Here is a 19,005-nt window from a genome sequence, read left to right as displayed (position 1 = left end):
GCGCACTGCTGTTACAACTACCGGAAAACTGCTATTAGCTGCGGCACCCGCAGTTGCCGAATAATGCTTTAGCCGTACAAGAGTGCGACGCAACAAAAGCCCGATAGTAGTAATGCAGCAGGGCTCAAAAAAATTAGCCGCGTCTTTGCTTATAGGCCTGTAATGTATTTTTCAGCAAGCCGGCAATTGTCATTAAACCAACACCGCCCGGAACCGGTGTAATGGCTGCAGTTTTAGGAGCTACCTCATTGTAGGCAACATCTCCTTTTATGCGAAAGCCTTTTTTTGCGGTATTGTCTTCTACTCTTGTAATTCCCACGTCAATGACAATTGCTCCTTCTTTTACCATGTCTGCCTTTACAAATTCTGGTTTGCCAAGTGCTGCAACCAATATATCTGCCTGCAGGCATATCTCTTTCAGGTTATGCGTATGCGAATGGCAAATGGTAACCGTACAGTTTCCGAATCTATTATTACTGCTAAGTAAAATGCTCATAGGTCTGCCAACAATGTTGCTTCTGCCTATTACCACCGCATGTTTGCCTTTGGTCTCGAGATTGAAATGTTCCAACATCAACATTATACCATAGGGTGTGGCTGGTATAAAGGTTGGTAAGCCCTGCACAAGTTTACCTGCACTGGCAGGATGAAAGCCATCCACATCTTTTGCGGGGTCTATTGCTTCGATTACTTTTTGTTCATTTACCTGTTTGGGTAAAGGCAGTTGTACCAGAATACCATCTACAGATGGGTCATTATTGAGCGACTCTATCTTTTCAAGCAAATGTTCCTCAGACACGTCAGCGTCCAAACGAATAAGTGTAGATTGAAAGCCTATTTCAGCACATTGTTTCACTTTACTGGCAACGTAGGTTTCGCTGGCACCGTTATTCCCTACCAAAATGGCTGCCAGGTGTGGTGCCGGCCGCCCGGCCCTGATGATTGCATCAACCTCTTCTTTAAGCTGATCTTTTGTGGCTGCTGCGGCAACCTTACCGTCTAAAACTATCATGCTGCAAAAGTATAGTTTATGTATTCAATTTGAGGGGATATTTAAGACATATCACGGCTCGAAATACCAACATATTTTCTATAATATCATATGTGAAAATTCAAAAATACCACGTTCTTTTGGATGCAGATAGAGATATGCAACAAATTGTATTGTTAGATGATACATAGTATGAAAAATAATATACAATAAACTCACGGATGTAAGCAGCGTCTGCCTGCCGTTCATTGTCTTTTTCGCTGGTTTATACAATTTAACAAGCCGTTTAAATTTATTTAACCATTTGTTATTAATCCCATACATTTGGGCGCAAAATTTTTTTAAAACCTATAGTCACATGAGAAAAATTGTAAGTTTCTTACTCATGCTATTGCTATCTACCTCGATGGCCATAGCGCAAACCCGAACCATTACGGGAAAGGTTACTGAAACAACTGGCGAAGCGATTGGTTTCGCAACTATCGCTGTTAAGGGTGCCAAGACTACTGTTGCTGCTGATCCCGACGGCTCTTTTCGTATTCAGGCAAAAGATGGTGATGTGCTTGTTGTTACCGCGGTCAATTTTGAAACAAAAGAAGTAACGGTGGGTTCAGAATCGAACTTAACTGTTTCTCTCACACGAGTGTCAAATTCCCTTACAGATGTCGTAGTTACAACTGCATTAGGAGTTCAACGACAGGCTAAATCTCTTGGGTATGCTACTGCAAAGGTTGGCACAAAAGAATTAACCCAGGCTAGGGTGGTAAACCTTCAGAATGGCCTCACTGGTAAAGTTTCCGGTCTTAACATTCAGACAGCTAACAACGGCGTATTTGCTGATACACGTATTACCTTACGTGGTATCCGCTCTTTAACTGGCAACAATCAGCCAATGTTAATCTTGGATGGTGTACCTCTTGCATTATCTTACATTTCTTCAATCAACCCAAATGACGTTGCTGATGTGACCGTGCTCAAATCATCATCTTCAACTGCAATTTACGGTCCTGATGGTGTAAATGGCGCGATTGTGATTACAACCAAAAAAGGTGTGAAAGGCAAGCCTCAAATTTCCGTGAGTAATACCACGCAGTTTGAAACTGTTTCATACTTACCTAAACTGCAAACCCGCTTTGGTGGAGGCTCTTCTATAGATGCTAACGGATATGGGGTTTACGACCCTATTGAGAACCAGGGATATGGTGATGCTTTCGATGGATCGCTTCGTCAGATTGGTCGTGATGCTCCTGACGGGAGTAAATATGAAGTTACCTATGTTGCCCGTCCGGAAGAAAAGAAAAAGTTTTGGAACACAGGTATAACTAATCAAACTGATATTTCTTTTGCTACAGGCGACTTTTATTTAAGTGCTCAAAACGTAGATATACAGGGCGTTGTTCCTAAAGATGAAAACCACAGGCGCAATGTTCGTATGAGGGCTGAAAAAGAATACAACAGGTTTAAAGCTGCTTTTAACCTTAGTTATACACAGGGTAAATACGACATAACTACCCAACCTGGTAGGGATGAATCTGTATATTGGAATTTGATCAACACGCCAATGCAGATCCCTATAACTGCTTTCAAAGATTGGAGAAATGATTATTGGTCAAGCCCTGATGGTTATTATAATGATTATTATTCTAACCCATATTTCATTATTGATAATTATAGGACAACAGGAAGGTCTGATGATCTTTTTGGAAATGTTGAATTGAATTTTAAAGTTGCTTCCTGGATGAATCTTACTTATCGTATTGGAGCTTCAATAAATAATTCAACCGCCAAAAATACAACGGCTCCTTTTACTTATTCTCAGTTTACTAAAGAAAGTGGAAAATCTATCGCGCAAAGTGGTGACATAGTTGCTGCAGTTGGAGATGCTACATCTTTTTCAAGCAGGATAACTTCAGAGATTTTTGCCACTTTCAATAAGAAATTTGGTGGTGTTAACCTAGATCTGTTAGTTGGACAATCTTTTCGTGATATAAGTTCAAAAACAACAAATATTTCAAGTAGCAATTTAGGTCAGTCAACACTTTATAACGTTATCGTGAGAAAGGGTGAACCGAGTGTTGCAGAAGCTGACTCAAGACAAAAGCTAGAAAGATTTTTCGGCAAATTCGCTGTTGGTTATAACGACTGGTTATTTGCAGAATTTACAGGGAGTTACGATATAGATAGCAGGCTTTCAAATCCTTATCAGCCTGTTGATTATTCAAAAATCGCTTTCTTTTACCCAGGGGCAAGTCTATCAGTCCTTGTTAATGAATTGATTCCAGGTCTGAAAAATAACAACTTCCTTTCCTACTTTAAAGTTAGGGGTGCTATTTCTAAAACTGGTAATGTTAATCTTGGTGCTTATTCACTTGAGAATACTTATGGGTTGTCCACATTCTTCCCGTATGGTGATATTCAGGGTTTTGGATCTACCGGAACACTGGTACAGTCTCAGTACAAGCCAGAATTTGTTAACAATAAAGAAGTTGGTATTGAATTAGGGTTTTTGAAGAACCGTATAAATATAGAAGCAAACGCCTATACTCAAAATAATACTGACCAGATTATATCTGTTGCTTATTCATCTTCAACAGGATTCCCACGTTCTGTATTAAATGCCGCGTCTTTTGATAATAAAGGTTTGGAAATTGATTTAAAGCTTACTCCATTAATTAAATTGAGGGATGTTACAATTGATTTTAAAGTCAACTATACTTTGCAGGATAGTAAGGTAACCAGTTTGATTGATGGCGTTGACGAATTGGCGGTTGGTAATGCAAACTATGCAATCGTTGGTATGCCTGCTTTCGTATTTAAGCTTACGGATTATTTACGTGACGATCAGGGTCGTGTAATTGTTGATGGAACAACCGGTATGCCCCAGAAAAATCCAAATACGAGCGTTTTTGGTAGAACATTGCCTAAGAACATCATAGGTTTAAATCTTGGTGTAAATTGGAAAGGCTTTTCGTTAAATGCGGTTGCCGATTATCGTGGTGGCAATCAAATCTATAGCGGTAATATTGGATCCGCACTTGACTTTTCTGGCATTTCATATAGAAGTGGTCAGAATGATCGTCAGGCGTTTGTGTTCCCTAATTCTGTATATTATGATGGTTCCAAGTATGTTGAAAATACGAGCATATACACCAAGTCCTACGGTTATAATTTTTGGTCACAGGATATAAATACCGGTGTACAGTCAAACTACATATCTAGTGGGGCTTTCTGGAAACTTAGAGAAGTTTCTATTGCATATTCTCTTCCTAGTAAAGCATTATCGGGATTTTTACATAATGCGGTAAAAGGATTGACTATAGCTGTTAACGGTAGAAATCTGAAAACTTGGCTTCCAAAAAGTAATCAATGGACTGATCCAGAATTTTCAGCTTCAACCTCATCAAATGGACAGGGTGTAAGTAGTATTTATAATACAGTTCCAACAAGGATCTTTGGTGCAAGCGTTACTGTCCAATTCTAAAATAATAAGATAAATATTTAATATGAAACTTAAAAAGTCATATTCCATAATTTTTGTACTACTGGTTGTTCTTACGACCGGCATACAGAGTTGTAAGAAGGAAAGTTTTAATGTAAATAAAAACCCCAATCAGCCTACAGACAGTACGGTAACTTATAATGTGTTACTTCCTGCTGCTTTACAGTCTACCTCATATATTGTAGCAACAGATTGGGGTTGGTTGCAGAACTGGCTTGGCTATTGGGCTAGATCTGGTACTTATGCTCCCAATGTAACTGAAGAGACATATCAAATCACTACTAACTTTCAAACGAATGTTTGGGATGATTTGTACTCAAACGCCTTCAACTATGATATTATGCAGAATAAGGCGCATCAGGCAGGAGCAACTTTTTACGAAGGTGTTGCTAGAATTATGAAAGCCCACAATTTTCAAATTTTAGTAGATGTCTATAATAACGTACCATATTTTGATGCGCTAAAAGGAAATGCTAATCCCACGCCGAAATATGATAAGGGTATTGACATTTACAAAGACCTGTTCCGTCAATTGGATACTGCGATAACATTATTAAACGAAACAAATCCTGACGTTAACGTAGATTATGAAACAAATGATCTTGTTTACGGCGGAGACGTTAATTTGTGGATTAAATTAGCTAACACACTTAAATTAAGAATGCTGGTTCACGTGTATGGCGTATCGGATTTTGATATCGCTGGAGAAGTTGCAAAAATTGAAGAAAATGGCCTAGGTTATCTTGGAACCGGAGAATCAGCTATGATTAACCCGGGTTTCGGATCCACTAAACCTAATCCATTCTACAGAACCTATGTGCGGGACGAAACAGCCACTGCAACGGGTTCATCTGTTTACTACAAAGGTAACTCTTATGCAGTAGGAGACGCAACTGGTGCACTTGAAACCTATGGATGGTACAGATGGGATGGCGATCCTCGTATTAATCGTTTTTATGTAGCTGGTAACCAAGGTATGCGTGGGGTAGCTTATGGCTTACCACCAGTGACAGAAAATGCAGCTGCAACGTTATCTTCAATAAGCGGACCGGGTTTGCTTCCTGAGGGCGCAGCTTCAGATGCGTGGCTGTTAACCAGCGTAGAAAGCATGTTTTTACAGGCTGAGGCTGCTGAAAGGGGAATTATTGCAGGCGATGCTGGTCAATTAACAGTCGCTGCTGTTACTGAATCATTTATATGGTTAGGTTTGGATGCTGCTTCTGCCGAGGCATATCTCGAAGGAAACGCAACTTATCCAGATGTTGATTATTATGCAGAAGGCGGGGGCTTAAATACTATTATTTGTCAAAAATGGTTTGCGTTAAATGCGCTTGCTCCTTTTGAAATATGGTCCGATTACAGACGCGTACCTTATGATGGTAGTACGCATTTTGTTTACGGAGCCCCAGGTGGTTATACAGCAGGCCCGCCTCTATCTGTTGCTCCGCAAAATACTGCAACAGAAATACCTATAAGGCTACTCTATCCACAAAACGAATACAATTACAACGCTGCTAATGTTAAAGGAGAAGGTACAATAGATCAATTCAGCAGTAAAATATTCTGGGACAATAATTAAAATAAATTTATATGAAATTGAAATTCATAAGATTGAATTCGCTCTTTTTATTTGCGCTGGGGGCGATGTTTCTAACCGGGTGTTTGAAGGATAATGATTTCGAGGACGGCGTTTATGGTATAAACAATCCTGGTTCTCAGAAAGGGGTTCTTTTCCAACAATCTAAAGTAAATGCAACTGGAATTCAGGTGCCCGTAGTGGCTGGTATTTCTGGCATAAGTACGCCTCAAACGATCCAAACGCTCGTAAAAATCGCAGCTGATCAGGCTGTAAGTAAAGATTTAGAAGTTACAGTTACCTTAAACAATGCTTTACTGGATGGTACGGGTTTAACCGAGCTTGATGCCAGTTATTATACTCTGCCAAGTGGTAAAGTTTTAATACCTGCTGGTGAGAAATATGCTGAATTTGTTGTAACGATCCCAGATGCAGCGGTAATTGATCCAAGTGTCGTTTACGGACTGGGTTTCACTATTACTGAAGTATCTGGTAGTGATTATACCATTGCATCCAATTCAAAGGACTTTGTGTTTGGGATCGCAATCAAAAATATTTATGACGGTAATTATCATTCAACTGGTTATGTGTATCACCCATCTGTACCTCGTGCTGTTGATGAAGAAAAAGTTCTTCCAACGGTTGACGCGCGTACAGTGGAATGTTTTCTCGGTGATTTGGGCACTTCCGGTTATATATCATGGTTAACAGTTGATCCTGAAACAAATCATGTAACAATAACTGCAGCACCAGGCGCGGCGGGTGCCCCATACACACAGTTTGACAACGGTTTGCCAACAACAAATCCGGGCTATGTACCACAATGGGATGGATCATCACAATGCAATAACACATATGATCCGGCGACAGGGACCTTTTATCTAAGATATGGTTACATGGGTTCTACAGGGTGGCGTGTAACAGAAGAAATATTGACTAAAGAATAGTTTTTTAGTTCATAAAAACTGCCAGTTAAATACTGGCAGTTTTTTTTATTATTGATGATAAGTTGTATTTAAAATGCTAAATAAAAATGATGAACTCTAAACTGCTAGTAACTGTAATCCTGACATTTTTATTTTTTGCCGGGTACTCCCAGGCGCGCTCGTATTTTGACGCCGCTCAAATGTACAATAGATTGTTACTTGAAAATGAGAATAGCGTAGTCCAAGTTGGAAACTTTAAAGTTAAAGGATCTCCATACCTGTTTGGTGGACGCAAGCAAGGTCAATTATTTCTTCATGGTCAAGCAGCGAACACTTCTTTTATCAGTTATAACACTTACGATCAAATTATAGAGTTTAGTAATTCCGGATCAATATCATCAACACTCTTTCAGCCTTCGGGGCTTTTGGATTCGTTTGCCATCTCTGCGAATAAAGATCTGGGTATTACAAGAGAGCTTATTTTTATAAAAGGTTCTTTCGTTTCAGCTCAAGATTCCTCGTTTTATCAAAGAATGTTATCCGGTAGTCGATTTTCCTTATACAAAAAATATAAGTCTCAACTTGTCATTGTCAGTACGAATTATGTACAATCAGATCTTCGGCAATTCGATTTGCAAACAGAATATTATTATCACGACAGTTTATCCAATCTTTTTAAAAAAATGAAAACCAATACTGGGTTCTTAAAAAAAGAATTTAAACAGTTCGATTTGAGTGCAATATTAGAAAGTTCAGATTTCTCATACGATCTTGACAAATCATTGATCGATATATTTCAGGTTCTAAACAAGTAATTTTTGCGCTTTAAGTAAAAGAATCTTTTAGTACATCAGCCACCTTTTGTATTACAACCGAAATCCCAAATACTTTATCTTTAATTGATTCCAGTGCCATCCGCCCCCGGGCGTTTATCTCCACCTCCTTCACATCGTCTATAATACTCGTAATGTCCAGTAAATTTACATTTGCCTTTATTTTATGCGCGTAGAAATACACCTGGTCCCAATCCTGCGCATCGCAGGCTTTTTTCATAGCTTCGGTATTCGCAGGCACAGTCTCTAAAAAGATCTGTATTACCTGCGAGATGAAATCTTCAGAATCATCAATTTCTTTTAGTTTATGAAGAGAGTATAGTGGTTTTTCTGACATTAGTTTTGTTCTTCAGGGTGTCTGTAAAGTTTCAGTTCATTGTTACTGATCATCCTGTAAATGGTAGATTTACCAACATCCAGCTTTTCTGCCACCTTTAAAACATCGTACTCATATGTGTCAAGGTAGTGCTGCAGCAATTGAGTGGTAAACTGCTTCAATGTAAGGTTTTCAGTATTGTTATTAAAGCTCTTGTTATTGTTGTTGGTGTGTATTTGTATATGCTCTGTATCAATCAACTCGTCATTGCTCATTACACAGGCAAGCTCTATAATGGATTTAAGCTCTCTTATATTACCCGGGAATGAATACAGCATAAGCGTTTTTTTAGCTTCAACACTTAAATGCTTTTTAGGCAAATGATTCTCCGTACAAAAATGATCAATGAAAAGATTGGCAATAAGTATAATGTCGTTACCCCTATCTCTCAGTGGCGGCAAATGAATGGGCAAACCGAGCAGGCGATAATACAGGTCTTCCCTGAATTTTCCTTTTTTAACCAACTCCTGCAGGTTACGGTGAGTGGCAACAATAATTCTTACATTGATCTTGATAATCTCATTACTACCCACCCTCGTTAACTCCTGCTCCTGTAGTACACGCAGCAGTTTAGCCTGCATGTTTATATCCATCTCACCTATTTCATCCAGGAACAATGTGCCTTTGTGCGCTTCTTCAAATTTGCCGATGCGCCTGTTGACAGCCCCCGTAAAGGAACCTTTTTCGTGGCCAAAAAGCTCACTTTCCAATAATTCGCGGGGTATAGCAGCAACGTTTACAGGAACAAAGGGAAACTTCTTGCGCTCAGAATTGAAATGAATACTTTTGGCAACAAGGTCTTTACCGGTACCCGTTTCGCCGTACACAGAACAGGTAATGTTTGCAGACGCAGCCTTTTCCATCAACGCAAAAACCTGTTTTATGGCCGGGCTGTTACCTATAATAGCTTTTTGAAAGTTGTATTTCTTCTGCACCTCCTGCTGAAGGGTAGCAATTTCTTTCTTTAAAGAAATGTTTTCCCGCAGGTTTTGGATACTCATCCATAACCGTTCCTGTGTATCGTTATCCTTAACGATATAATCGTTGGCGCCTTTTTTAAATAATTCAATCGCCACTTTTATGTCTTCCTGGCCAGAGATAATAATTACCCTTGTCTCCGGGCTGGCGGTCTTTACTTTTTCCAGCAAAATATCACCGGTCATATCCGGCAAAGAATAGTCAAGTGTAACAATATCGGGCTTTTCATGAATAGCCCCGAGTATAGCTTTTGCAGATGTAAACTTCTTAACCTGGAAGTCAGGATTCAGTGAGAGAAAATGACCTAATACGGCGCTGTAAACAGCATCATCTTCTACGATAAAAATAGATATTGGGTCTTGCTTCATTTTGTAATTCAAACCTAAGCAAAAAATCGGTTTTCCTTCTCCCAAAACGGGAAAATTTAGTCATTATTGCCCGGTCCGGTTATTACGCGTTATTTATTTGTGTTCCCGGCTGCAGTAAATCTATGAAGCTTTCGTTGCGTCGCACTCTTGTACTGTATAATAAAGCTGAGCTTTGGTTCCGTATCAGGCAGCGTGTGTGTGTTTCAAAAAGAACTTTGATTCGCACATGCCACATCATCGTTCCGAACGGTGCAGTGAGTGACACAACCGGCGATGCCACAAAGTGCTGCTGCCCGTACCAAAAATGCATTACCCGTTTTGTTTATCACGCATAACAGAAAGAACGCGCAACATATTTGCCGCTGTTATATTTTTTGCGCTTCAATAAGCCATTACTTTTACTTTTGTTATTATGGAAATCAATAGTGCACTGGTAGAAAACCTGGCTCACTTATCGCGTCTTTATTTTACAGATGAGGAAAAGAAAGAAATAGAAGCTGACCTGCAGCGTATGATTTCTTTTGTAGAAAAATTGCAGGAAATAGATACCACCGGCGTTCAGCCATTGCAACACATGGGCGCATCCATCAATGTGCTGCGCGAAGATGAAATAAAAGGGTCTGTAACAAGGGAGGAGGCATTGCTAAATGCCCCGGTTACAGATGGTGCATTTTTTAAAGTTCCAAAGGTTATCAAGAAATAAAATATTATGCAGTCGATCATTCACCTGGAAGAGATCAGGAAAACATATTACATGGGTAGCCACTCCCTGGAAGTGCTTAAAGGTGTTTCGCTTGATATTTTTAAGAACGAATATGTAGCGCTGATGGGGCCAAGCGGCAGTGGTAAGAGTACGCTTATGAACATCCTTGGTTGCCTTGATACGCCAACTTCCGGCAAATACATACTCAACGGGAGCGATGTAAGTAAGATGGCTGACGACGACCTGGCAGATGTGCGTAATAAGGAAATTGGTTTTGTGTTTCAGCAGTTTAACCTGTTGCCAAGGCTTACCGCGGCAGAAAATGTAGCGCTGCCGCTTATTTATGGTGGTATTGGCAAAAAAGAACGGATGGAAAGAGCGCTGGAGGCATTGAGGAAAGTTGGGCTTGCAGAGCGAAGCCAGCACAAGCCCAATGAAATGAGCGGTGGCCAGATTCAGCGTGTTGCTATAGCACGGGCCCTTGTAAATAACCCGTCTATCTTACTGGCCGATGAACCAACCGGTAACCTGGATTCCAAAACATCCGTTGAGGTAATGGAAATATTCGGGCAAATACAGGCAGCTGGTAATACTGTGGTACTGGTAACACACGAAGAAGATATTGCTGCGTTTGCCAAACGCGTAATAAGGCTTAGAGACGGGCTGGTAGAAACAGACGTTACAAAAGATAGCACGCACAACGTAATGGCTTAAGTAAGAAATAATTAAACATAATAATATATTCGTGGAAAATATGGGGAGAGTTTAGACTCTCCTTTTTTATTGCACCGAACTGTGAATGTTTAATTTTGTTGTTTATTTTTTTAAACAGATCAGCTATGGCACTTAAGATATATACCAAAACAGGAGATAAAGGAAAGACAAGTCTTATTGGCGGAACAAAAGTGCTGAAAAGCCATATACGCATCGAAACTTATGGCACTGTAGATGAATTGAATTCATATATCGGCTTACTCAACGATCATATAACAGATGTAAACAGTAAGCATATGTTGAAAGAGATACAGGACCGTTTATTTACAATTGGCGCCTCATTGGCTGTTGACCCCGATAAAGAGCCAGCCATGAAAATTCCGGATCTGAAAGAAGAAGACATCGTTATGCTGGAACATGCAATTGATCACATGAATGAAGTGCTGCCCGAAATGAAACATTTTATTTTGCCGGGCGGCCATGTTGCTGTTTCTACCGCGCATGTTGTGCGCTGCGTATGCCGTCGTGCAGAAAGGTTATGTGTAAACATGAAAGAAAACGAGCTGTTTGTCGAGCCACTGATCATCAAATATCTAAACCGCCTTAGTGATTATCTTTTTGTTTTGGCACGTTTTATTGGCCACCAGAATAACATCAATGAAGTAATCTGGAACCCAAGGGCTGTCAAGGTATAAAATATGGCGCCGGCCAAAGGCCGGCGCCATATTGTTTTATTAACCGCTTTATTATTATTTACACTTATTGCTTAGCTGTGCGTCTATTACTTTTTTAATGTCTGTATACATATCTCTCCTGTCCTCTGCTTTCAGGTTTCTTACAAAAATAATGCAGGCATAGCCCCGGCAGTTATCAACCCAGGGCCACGTACCAAATAAGCCCGGGCTGGTTACAGAGGTACTGTTTCCGTTACTGTCTTTTTCTAATACCCATTCTCCCAGCGCATAGTCCAATCCTTTTGCATTGTCTGGTGAGTACCTGATCATATTTTGCGTGGTTTGCGCCTTTTGCATTTCGGCTATAGACTGTTCGCTCAGTATGCGTTTGCCATTAAAGTTGCCTTTGTTTAACAGCATTACAAGAAAGTTCATGTAATCAGCAGCCGTAGATTTAGCACCGCCGCTCGGGTTTACAGCGCGTTCGCTGTAAAAAGTGCTCATCTTCATATTTAGTGGCCGGAAAATACGTTGCATCATCAACTGGTCGAATTGCCTTTTGCTAATCACCTCCAGTACCCTGCCTGCAATATTCAAGCCCACAGTACTGTAGGCAAACTGCTGCCCCGGCTGCGCAAAAATGTCGCGCTTGCCCATAAACTCATTTACCTCTTTTTCAAGCGATTCATATTTGCTGTTTTCAAGCAGTACGCCAAGGCCCGGGCGCCCGTTTTCTATACCGGTGGTATGAGAAAGACATTGCCGTATGGTTATATAGCCTTTGCCATAGTTGGTAAACTCCGGTATGTACTTACTCACCTTATCATCCAGCGAGAGTTTGCCTTCATCCACAAAGGTCATTACCAGTGCAGCAGTCAGCCATTTACTGCAACTGGCAATGGGTGCCACCGTGTTGGCCTTAAACTCACCCATTTCCTTTTTATACACTACCTGGCTGTCTTTGTAAACTATGGCAACAACGTTACCACCCAGTTGCTTCTGGTAACTTTCCAGTTTTTTGTCCAGCTCAGCAAAATTGTATTGTGCCCCGGCAACCTGAAATAATAGCATGAAAATCAATACCGGGCTGACTTTCATGCAGTTTGCTACATTTTTTTGCGCCATAATTTCTTGTTACTTGTGTTGGATTATGATTTGCTGAAAGTTATAAAGCTATTTGAATGTATGTTAACGAAGATAGTAATGGGTTCATTGTAAACATATAACCGGTTGAGCAACAAAGTTGAAGAAAAATGATGAGCCGGGCAATGAATAACTATTAAGCTTCCGTTGCGTCGCACTCTTGTACAATTGAAGCAATACGGGGCATGTGCGAAGATCGGCAGATGCCCATGGTTCCAACAGTACAAGTGAGTGACACAACAGGCGATGCCATGAAAGACAAAAGCCGGAAACATACTGATCAACAATATTTTACAAACACAACTTATAACTACATATGAACTTAGGGAATTTCACCATTAAAGCGGCAGAAGCTGTACAACAGGCGCAGCAGCTGGCGTTTAATAACCAAAATCCGAATATTGAAACAGAGCATATTTTAAAAGCCCTGCTCGATATGGAAGATTCGCCTGTTGACTATTTACTTAAAAAGAACAACGTAACCGTTAACCTTGTTGAAAACAAGTTGGCCGAGCTTTTGGCAAAACTTCCTAAAACAAGCACAGAGCCGGCGCAGATGATTGGCCGCGAAGCGAACAGTGTTGTACTACGGGCGGGTGCAGCTTTAAAGAAGTTCAATGATGAATTTGTAACACCCGAGCATTTATTGCTCGCAATAGTACAGGGAAACGATGCTACTGCCAAACTGCTGAAAGATGCAGGCGTTACAGAAAAAGGATTGATCACCGCCATCAACGATTTACGCAAAGGTGAAACTGTGAAGTCTCAAACGCAGGAAACACAGTTTAATGCGCTGAATAAATATGCAAAAAACCTGAACGAAATGGCAAGGCAGGGTAAGCTGGATCCTGTTATCGGCCGTGATGAAGAGATCCGCAGAACTCTGCATATCCTTAGCCGCCGCTCGAAAAATAACCCCATTTTAGTTGGCGAACCTGGTGTTGGTAAAACCGCCATAGCAGAAGGGTTGGCTATGCGTATTGTAAATGGCGATGTACCCGAAAACCTGAAAAGTAAGGTGATTTATGCGCTCGATATGGGCCAGCTTATTGCCGGGGCAAAATATAAGGGCGAATTTGAAGAGCGCTTAAAGGGCGTTGTAAAAGAAGTTTCAACAAGTGAAGGGGAAATTGTGTTATTCATAGATGAAATTCATACGCTTGTAGGTGCAGGTGGGGGCGAAGGTGCCATGGATGCTGCCAACATTCTTAAACCAGCACTGTCACGTGGAGAACTGCGGGCTATTGGTGCTACAACGCTTAATGAATACCAGAAGTTCTTTGAAAAAGATAAAGCCCTGGAGCGCCGTTTTCAAAAGGTTATGATCGAAGAGCCAAACGTGGAAGACGCTATTTCCATCTTGCGCGGTTTAAAAGACCGTTACGAAACACACCACCATGTGCGTATCAAAGATGAAGCAATTATAGCCGCGGTTGAATTATCGCACCGCTATATTACCGATCGTTTTCTGCCAGACAAGGCCATAGACCTGATTGATGAAAGCGCAGCCAAACTTCGCCTGGAAATGAATTCCATGCCCGAGGAACTGGATAAACTGGAACGACAAATACGGCAATTGGAGATCGAACGCGAAGCGATCAAAAGGGAAAATGACGAAACAACGCTTAAAGAACTGAATACCGAAATTGCCAACCTCTCCGTACAGCGCGACACATTTAAGGCCAAATGGAAAGAAGAGAAAGAATTGGTAGAAAAGGTGCAGAATGCAAAAGCAGAGATAGAGCAACTAAAGCTGGAAGCAGAACAGGCAGAGCGAAACGGTGATTATGGTAAGGTAGCAGAGATCCGCTACGGTAAAATAAAGGATAAAGAGCAGATTATAGGTACACTCTCTAAAGAACTAGATACGCTGAGCGACAAGCGCATTATGAAAGAGGAAGTAGATGCAGAAGACATTGCTGAAAGTATTGCCAAAGCCACAGGTATCCCGGTTTCAAAAATGCTGCAGAGCGAAAGGGAAAAACTGTTGAAACTGGAGGATCATCTGCATGAGCGTGTGGTAGGCCAGGACGAAGCGATTACAGCCGTGGCAGATGCCATACGCAGAAGCCGCGCAGGTTTGCAGGACCCTAAAAAGCCTATCGGCTCATTTATATTTCTTGGCACTACCGGCGTAGGTAAAACAGAGCTGGCAAAAGCGCTGGCAGAATACCTTTTTGATGATGAAGGCATGATGACCCGCATAGATATGAGTGAATACCAGGAAAAACACACAGTATCAAGACTTGTGGGAGCGCCTCCGGGTTATGTGGGTTACGATGAAGGCGGGCAGCTTACAGAAGCAGTACGCCGCAAACCTTACAGCGTGGTGCTGCTGGATGAGATTGAAAAAGCACACCCTGATGTATGGAACGTTCTGCTGCAGGTGCTGGATGATGGCCGCCTTACAGATAACAAAGGCAGGGTGGTAAATTTTAAAAATACCATTATTATTATGACCAGCAACATCGGCAGCCACCTTATACAGGATGCTTTCGATAACGTGGATGAAAACAATGTAGAAGAAGCTACCGGAAGGGCTAAAGTAGAGGTAATGAACCTGTTACGCCAAACTATACGTCCCGAGTTTCTCAACAGGGTAGACGAAATTATCATGTTCCACCCGTTGCTCAGGAAAGAAATAAGAAGCATCATTAACATACAATTGAAACAATTGCAGCAATTGGTAGCTGAAAATAATATACATTTGGCGTTCAGCGATTACCTGGTAGATTTTCTTGCAGAAAATGGGTATGATCCGCAGTTTGGTGCTAGGCCTCTAAAACGTTTAATTCAGAAAGAGATTGTTAATCAGTTAAGTAAGCGAATTTTGGCCGGGGATATTGATAAATCAAAACCAGTACTGGTGGATGTGTTCGACGGAACGGTTGTTTTTAGAAATGAAACACCTGAACTGGAAAAGACAGAAGTAAAAAGAAAATAAATACAGTGCCATCGCCAAGCGGTGGCACTTGTTTTTACATATCAAAACAAAAAGAAAGGAGTCAATTATGGCGTTCAAAAAAGAGGTGATGGAGATAATAGAGCCGAAAGATGTATTTGTAGGCAAAACCGATGCGCCGGTTACCATCATGGAATTCCTCGAATATGAAAATGAAGATTGCGCCAAAGCCAATGAGGTAGTAAAGCAGGTGTTGAATGATTATGAAGGCCAGGTGCGGTTCAATTTTCGTCATTTTCCACAAACACGCATACACCAGCGCAGCATGAAGGCAGCAGAAGCAGCCGTTGCAGCCATCCAGGAAGGCAAATTCTGGGAAATGCACAATGAAATGTTCAACAACAGGCGCAACCTTGGTACCGTTAGCCTTAAGTTATATTCAAAAGAAGTAGGAATAAAAAATAAGAACTTTCTTACCAATCTTGTCGACGGTACTTTTGGCTGGCAGGTGCAGGACGATCTTAAAGAAGGACTGGACCGCGGTGTAAAAGAGCTGCCCGCATTTTTTATAAATGACGAACCATTGCAGGGCAAGCCTACTTACGCAAACATCAGTGCAGCTATAGAAGAAGCCCTGAAAAAATCAAAAAAGAAAACTACTGCCAAAAAGCAGGTTGCATAAAAAATTATCCCGCCATGTAGCGGGATTTTTTTGTTTGATGTCCTGGCTGCATTACTACTATGAAGCCCCGGTTGTGTCACTCACTTCAGCTGCAGAAACTTTTTTGGGCATAGCCGGGCACGCTCTACCTCTTCGGGCATACTTCAAAGCGTATAGGGATATAGCGTGGCATATGTCGCGCTTTTTTGTTTTCATCATTTACTTTTGGAAAGATGGACACTACTATTCTTCATAAAGTAAAAATAGCAGGCATTATTGCTGAAACGCCATCAGCAAAAACATTTGTATTGCAACCGCTCAATAACTGGAAACCGGTGTATAAACCCGGGCAGTTTATTACACTCATTTTCACGAATACCGGTATAGAAAAAAGAAGATCTTTTTCCATTACTGCTGTTCCCGGGGAAGATCAGATGTGTATCACGATCAAGCGTGTGGCCAACGGAGAATATTCAAGATATATGTTAGATCATGTCCTGGTGGGTGATGAATTCTTAACAACAGGGGTCAACGGTTTTTTTACCCTGCCACCGGTATTACCGCAAGAAACAAAACAACTTTTCTTTTTTGCGGCCGGCAGCGGTATTACACCCGTTTATGCACTTATCAGAGCCGGGCTGCAAATGTGGAAAGATGTAACTGTTGTGCTGGTTTACAGCAACAGCAGTAAAAAAGAAGTAATATTTTTTGCGCAGTTAATGGCGCTGCAACAACAGTTTGAAGGCCGGTTTCATATTGTTTGGTTCTACAGCGATCACCATCATTTTCGGCAGGCCAGGTTAAGCAATTACCTGCTTAACAACCTGCTTGATAATTACAAAGCTGGTACACAAGACCTTTATTTTATGTGCGGCCCGTTTGACTATATGCTGATGATACAAATAACACTACGTACCTATGGCGTGCCGTCAAACAACATATTTAAAGAGCAATTCAGCACATTGCCAAGAATAACAAAACCTGTTCCGCCGGATACAGGCAAACACACCGCAGTTATACAAGTCAACAATCAGTCATTTAAGATAGCAGTGCAGTACCCGTCTACCATACTTGCCGCAGCCAAAGCCAATGGTATTACCCTGCCATACAGTTGTGAGGCCGGGCGTTGCGGCAGTTGTGCTGCACTGTGTACATCCGGTAAAGTCTGGATGGCCTATAATGAAGTATTGATGGATGATGAAGTAGAGAAAGGACTTATTCTTACCTGCCAGGCTTACCCGGTTGGCGGAGACGTTAAAATAAACTTTTAAACGTAAAATATGGCAGAAAAATCAACCGAGTATTGGCTGCGTGGCCCTGTGGCAGATATTCCGGCATTACTTCAGCCGGTAGCGCACGCTTTGTTGCAGGCCCGTGCAGAAGTAAATGAAATGATGACAGGATTTGATGCAGGCTTACTTTTCAGCAGCATTGCAGGTATGGCATCTCCTGCTTTTCACCTGCTGCACCTGGCGGGTGTTTTAGACCGGCTGTTTACTTATGCAAGAGGAGAGCAGCTAACCGAAAAACAACTCGACTACCTTAATGCGGAAACTAACCCGGATAAAAACATTGTAAGTAATACGCTGCTGGCAAACTTCAACATGCAGGTAAACCTTGCGCTGGAGCAACTGAAACACACAGATGCTTCAACCCTTACAGCGGTAAGGGCGGTAGGCCGTAAACATGTGCCCTCTACCGTAATTGGTTTACTGGTTCATGCCGCAGAACATACTATGCGGCATACGGGCCAGCTACTGGTTACGGTAAATGCATTAACTGCTTATTCGAAAGAAAAATGATTTTATGTTTGTCCATTACTTGAAAGTAAGACATGCAGTATCGTTGCTGCCTGCAGTAATGCAGTACAAGAGTGCGACGCAACGAAGCCCGATAGTAGTACTGCTGCCGGGTTCAAAATCTTCTTCTTTGCCGGTGCAACCGAATGTTTTATTTTAGTGCAAAATTGAACTGCATTGAAATCTATTTTATCTGAGCAGCAGGTTGCATTGAGTATAAAAAGACTGGCGCATAATATTCTTGAACACCATCTCGAACTTAACGATACAGTAATCATAGGCATTCAGCCAAGAGGTATATATGTGAGTGACCGAATAGTGGATGAATTGAAAATGCTGATTGCACCGGACAAAATTCAATACGGCAAACTGGATATTACTTTTTACCGCGATGATGTGCGCAAGGAACTTAAAATTGCCAACAAAACGGATATCAATTTCAGCATAGAAAACAAGAGCGTTGTTATCATCGATGATGTTTTATGGACCGGTCGCACCATACGTGCAGCCCTTGATGCCTTGCTTGATTTTGGCCGGCCGGCCAAAGTAGAACTTTGCGTACTCATCGACCGGCGCTTTAACCGTGAATTGCCCATACATGCAGATTATGTTGGCCGCACAATAGACACATTTCCATCTCAAAAAGTTTTTGTACACTGGAAAGAAAAAGACGGTAAGGATGATGTGGTTCTCGTGTAATAAATAAGCAATTGAATGCGCCGCCGCAGCTAAAACAACATTCACTCTATAATTTTCTCAAACGCAGCCGGGTGTTTGATGTTCCTGTGTTTTCCTGTAATGGTACCTGTACGGGAATACTGTTTTTAACCTGCAACCGCAATCTCAGTTCTTACAACTTTTT

The 19,005-nt window shown here is 41.3% G+C and carries 16 protein-coding genes; 12 read left to right on the top strand and 4 right to left on the bottom strand.

All coding sequences use genetic code 11. The features are described from left to right. Positions 1-133: 133 nt before the first annotated feature. Positions 134-1,012 carry a bifunctional 5,10-methylenetetrahydrofolate dehydrogenase/5,10-methenyltetrahydrofolate cyclohydrolase gene (locus I5907_RS01430; RefSeq protein WP_196988969.1) on the bottom strand — a complete coding sequence of 293 codons (879 nt, stop codon included), beginning with the start codon at positions 1,010-1,012 and terminating at the stop codon, positions 134-136. Between the two features lie 337 nt (positions 1,013-1,349). Here I5907_RS01430 and I5907_RS01425 point away from each other — a divergent pair, with 337 nt between their 5' ends. The 4 genes from I5907_RS01425 to I5907_RS01410 all read left to right on the top strand — a co-directional run bounded on the left by I5907_RS01425 (position 1,350) and on the right by I5907_RS01410 (position 7,807). Then, the gene (locus tag I5907_RS01425; RefSeq protein WP_196988968.1) at positions 1,350-4,472 is read left to right on the top strand and encodes a SusC/RagA family TonB-linked outer membrane protein; all 3,123 of its coding nucleotides are present in this window, start codon (positions 1,350-1,352) and stop codon (positions 4,470-4,472) included. A 22-nt stretch (positions 4,473-4,494) separates the two neighbouring features. After that, a complete protein-coding gene (locus I5907_RS01420) occupies positions 4,495-6,069 on the top strand; it encodes a SusD/RagB family nutrient-binding outer membrane lipoprotein (RefSeq protein WP_196988967.1) in 1,575 nt (524 codons plus the stop codon). An 11-nt stretch (positions 6,070-6,080) separates the two neighbouring features. Further along, on the top strand, positions 6,081-7,013 hold the full coding sequence (locus I5907_RS01415) for a BT_3987 domain-containing protein (protein WP_196988966.1): 933 nt from the start codon (positions 6,081-6,083) through the stop codon (positions 7,011-7,013). An 89-nt stretch (positions 7,014-7,102) separates the two neighbouring features. Further along, a complete protein-coding gene (locus tag I5907_RS01410; protein WP_196988965.1) occupies positions 7,103-7,807 on the top strand; it encodes a hypothetical protein in 705 nt (234 codons plus the stop codon). A 10-nt stretch (positions 7,808-7,817) separates the two neighbouring features. Here the strand turns inward: I5907_RS01410 and I5907_RS01405 are convergent, their stop codons facing one another. Together I5907_RS01405 and I5907_RS01400 are read right to left on the bottom strand one after the other, a co-directional pair. Next, positions 7,818-8,162, bottom strand: coding sequence for an Hpt domain-containing protein (locus I5907_RS01405; protein WP_196988964.1), 345 nt, complete (start codon positions 8,160-8,162; stop codon positions 7,818-7,820). After that, positions 8,162-9,547, bottom strand: a complete 1,386-nt coding sequence (locus tag I5907_RS01400; protein ID WP_196988963.1) for a sigma-54-dependent transcriptional regulator — start codon at positions 9,545-9,547, stop codon at positions 8,162-8,164. The genes I5907_RS01405 and I5907_RS01400 overlap by 1 nt, the downstream gene beginning before the upstream one ends. 412 nt (positions 9,548-9,959) lie before the next feature. Here I5907_RS01400 and gatC point away from each other — a divergent pair, with 412 nt between their 5' ends. The 3 genes from gatC to I5907_RS01385 all read left to right on the top strand — a co-directional run bounded on the left by gatC (position 9,960) and on the right by I5907_RS01385 (position 11,659). Beyond that, positions 9,960-10,250: an Asp-tRNA(Asn)/Glu-tRNA(Gln) amidotransferase subunit GatC gene (gatC, locus tag I5907_RS01395; RefSeq protein ID WP_196988962.1), complete on the top strand. Its 291-nt coding sequence runs from the start codon at positions 9,960-9,962 to the stop codon at positions 10,248-10,250. Positions 10,251-10,256: 6 nt separating this feature from the next. Then, on the top strand, positions 10,257-10,964 hold the full coding sequence (locus I5907_RS01390) for an ABC transporter ATP-binding protein (RefSeq protein ID WP_231401926.1): 708 nt from the start codon (positions 10,257-10,259) through the stop codon (positions 10,962-10,964). 125 nt (positions 10,965-11,089) lie between these two features. Further along, complete coding sequence (locus I5907_RS01385) at positions 11,090-11,659, top strand: cob(I)yrinic acid a,c-diamide adenosyltransferase (RefSeq protein WP_196988961.1); 570 nt, start codon at positions 11,090-11,092, stop codon at positions 11,657-11,659. Positions 11,660-11,713: 54 nt separating this feature from the next. Here the strand turns inward: I5907_RS01385 and I5907_RS01380 are convergent, their stop codons facing one another. Then, the gene (locus I5907_RS01380; protein ID WP_196988960.1) at positions 11,714-12,763 is read right to left on the bottom strand and encodes a serine hydrolase domain-containing protein; all 1,050 of its coding nucleotides are present in this window, start codon (positions 12,761-12,763) and stop codon (positions 11,714-11,716) included. 334 nt (positions 12,764-13,097) lie between these two features. Here I5907_RS01380 and clpB point away from each other — a divergent pair, with 334 nt between their 5' ends. From clpB to pyrR, 5 genes are all read left to right on the top strand, one after another. Continuing rightward, positions 13,098-15,725: an ATP-dependent chaperone ClpB gene (gene clpB, locus I5907_RS01375; RefSeq protein WP_196988959.1), complete on the top strand. Its 2,628-nt coding sequence runs from the start codon at positions 13,098-13,100 to the stop codon at positions 15,723-15,725. 67 nt (positions 15,726-15,792) lie between these two features. Further along, positions 15,793-16,365, top strand: a complete 573-nt coding sequence (locus I5907_RS01370; RefSeq protein WP_196988958.1) for a DsbA family protein — start codon at positions 15,793-15,795, stop codon at positions 16,363-16,365. Between the two features lie 212 nt (positions 16,366-16,577). Then, complete coding sequence (locus I5907_RS01365; RefSeq protein WP_196988957.1) at positions 16,578-17,615, top strand: flavin reductase family protein; 1,038 nt, start codon at positions 16,578-16,580, stop codon at positions 17,613-17,615. A 9-nt stretch (positions 17,616-17,624) separates the two neighbouring features. Beyond that, a complete protein-coding gene (locus I5907_RS01360; protein WP_196988956.1) occupies positions 17,625-18,146 on the top strand; it encodes a DinB family protein in 522 nt (173 codons plus the stop codon). 174 nt (positions 18,147-18,320) lie between these two features. Continuing rightward, positions 18,321-18,842, top strand: a complete 522-nt coding sequence (gene pyrR, locus I5907_RS01355; RefSeq protein ID WP_196988955.1) for a bifunctional pyr operon transcriptional regulator/uracil phosphoribosyltransferase PyrR — start codon at positions 18,321-18,323, stop codon at positions 18,840-18,842. The last annotated feature ends 163 nt before the right edge of the window (positions 18,843-19,005 follow it).

The organism is Panacibacter microcysteis (assembly GCF_015831355.1).
Lineage (GTDB): Bacteria > Bacteroidota > Bacteroidia > Chitinophagales > Chitinophagaceae > Panacibacter > Panacibacter microcysteis.
The sequence above is the reverse complement of the archived record's forward strand: the minus strand, read 5'-3'. Positions and strand labels throughout refer to the sequence as shown.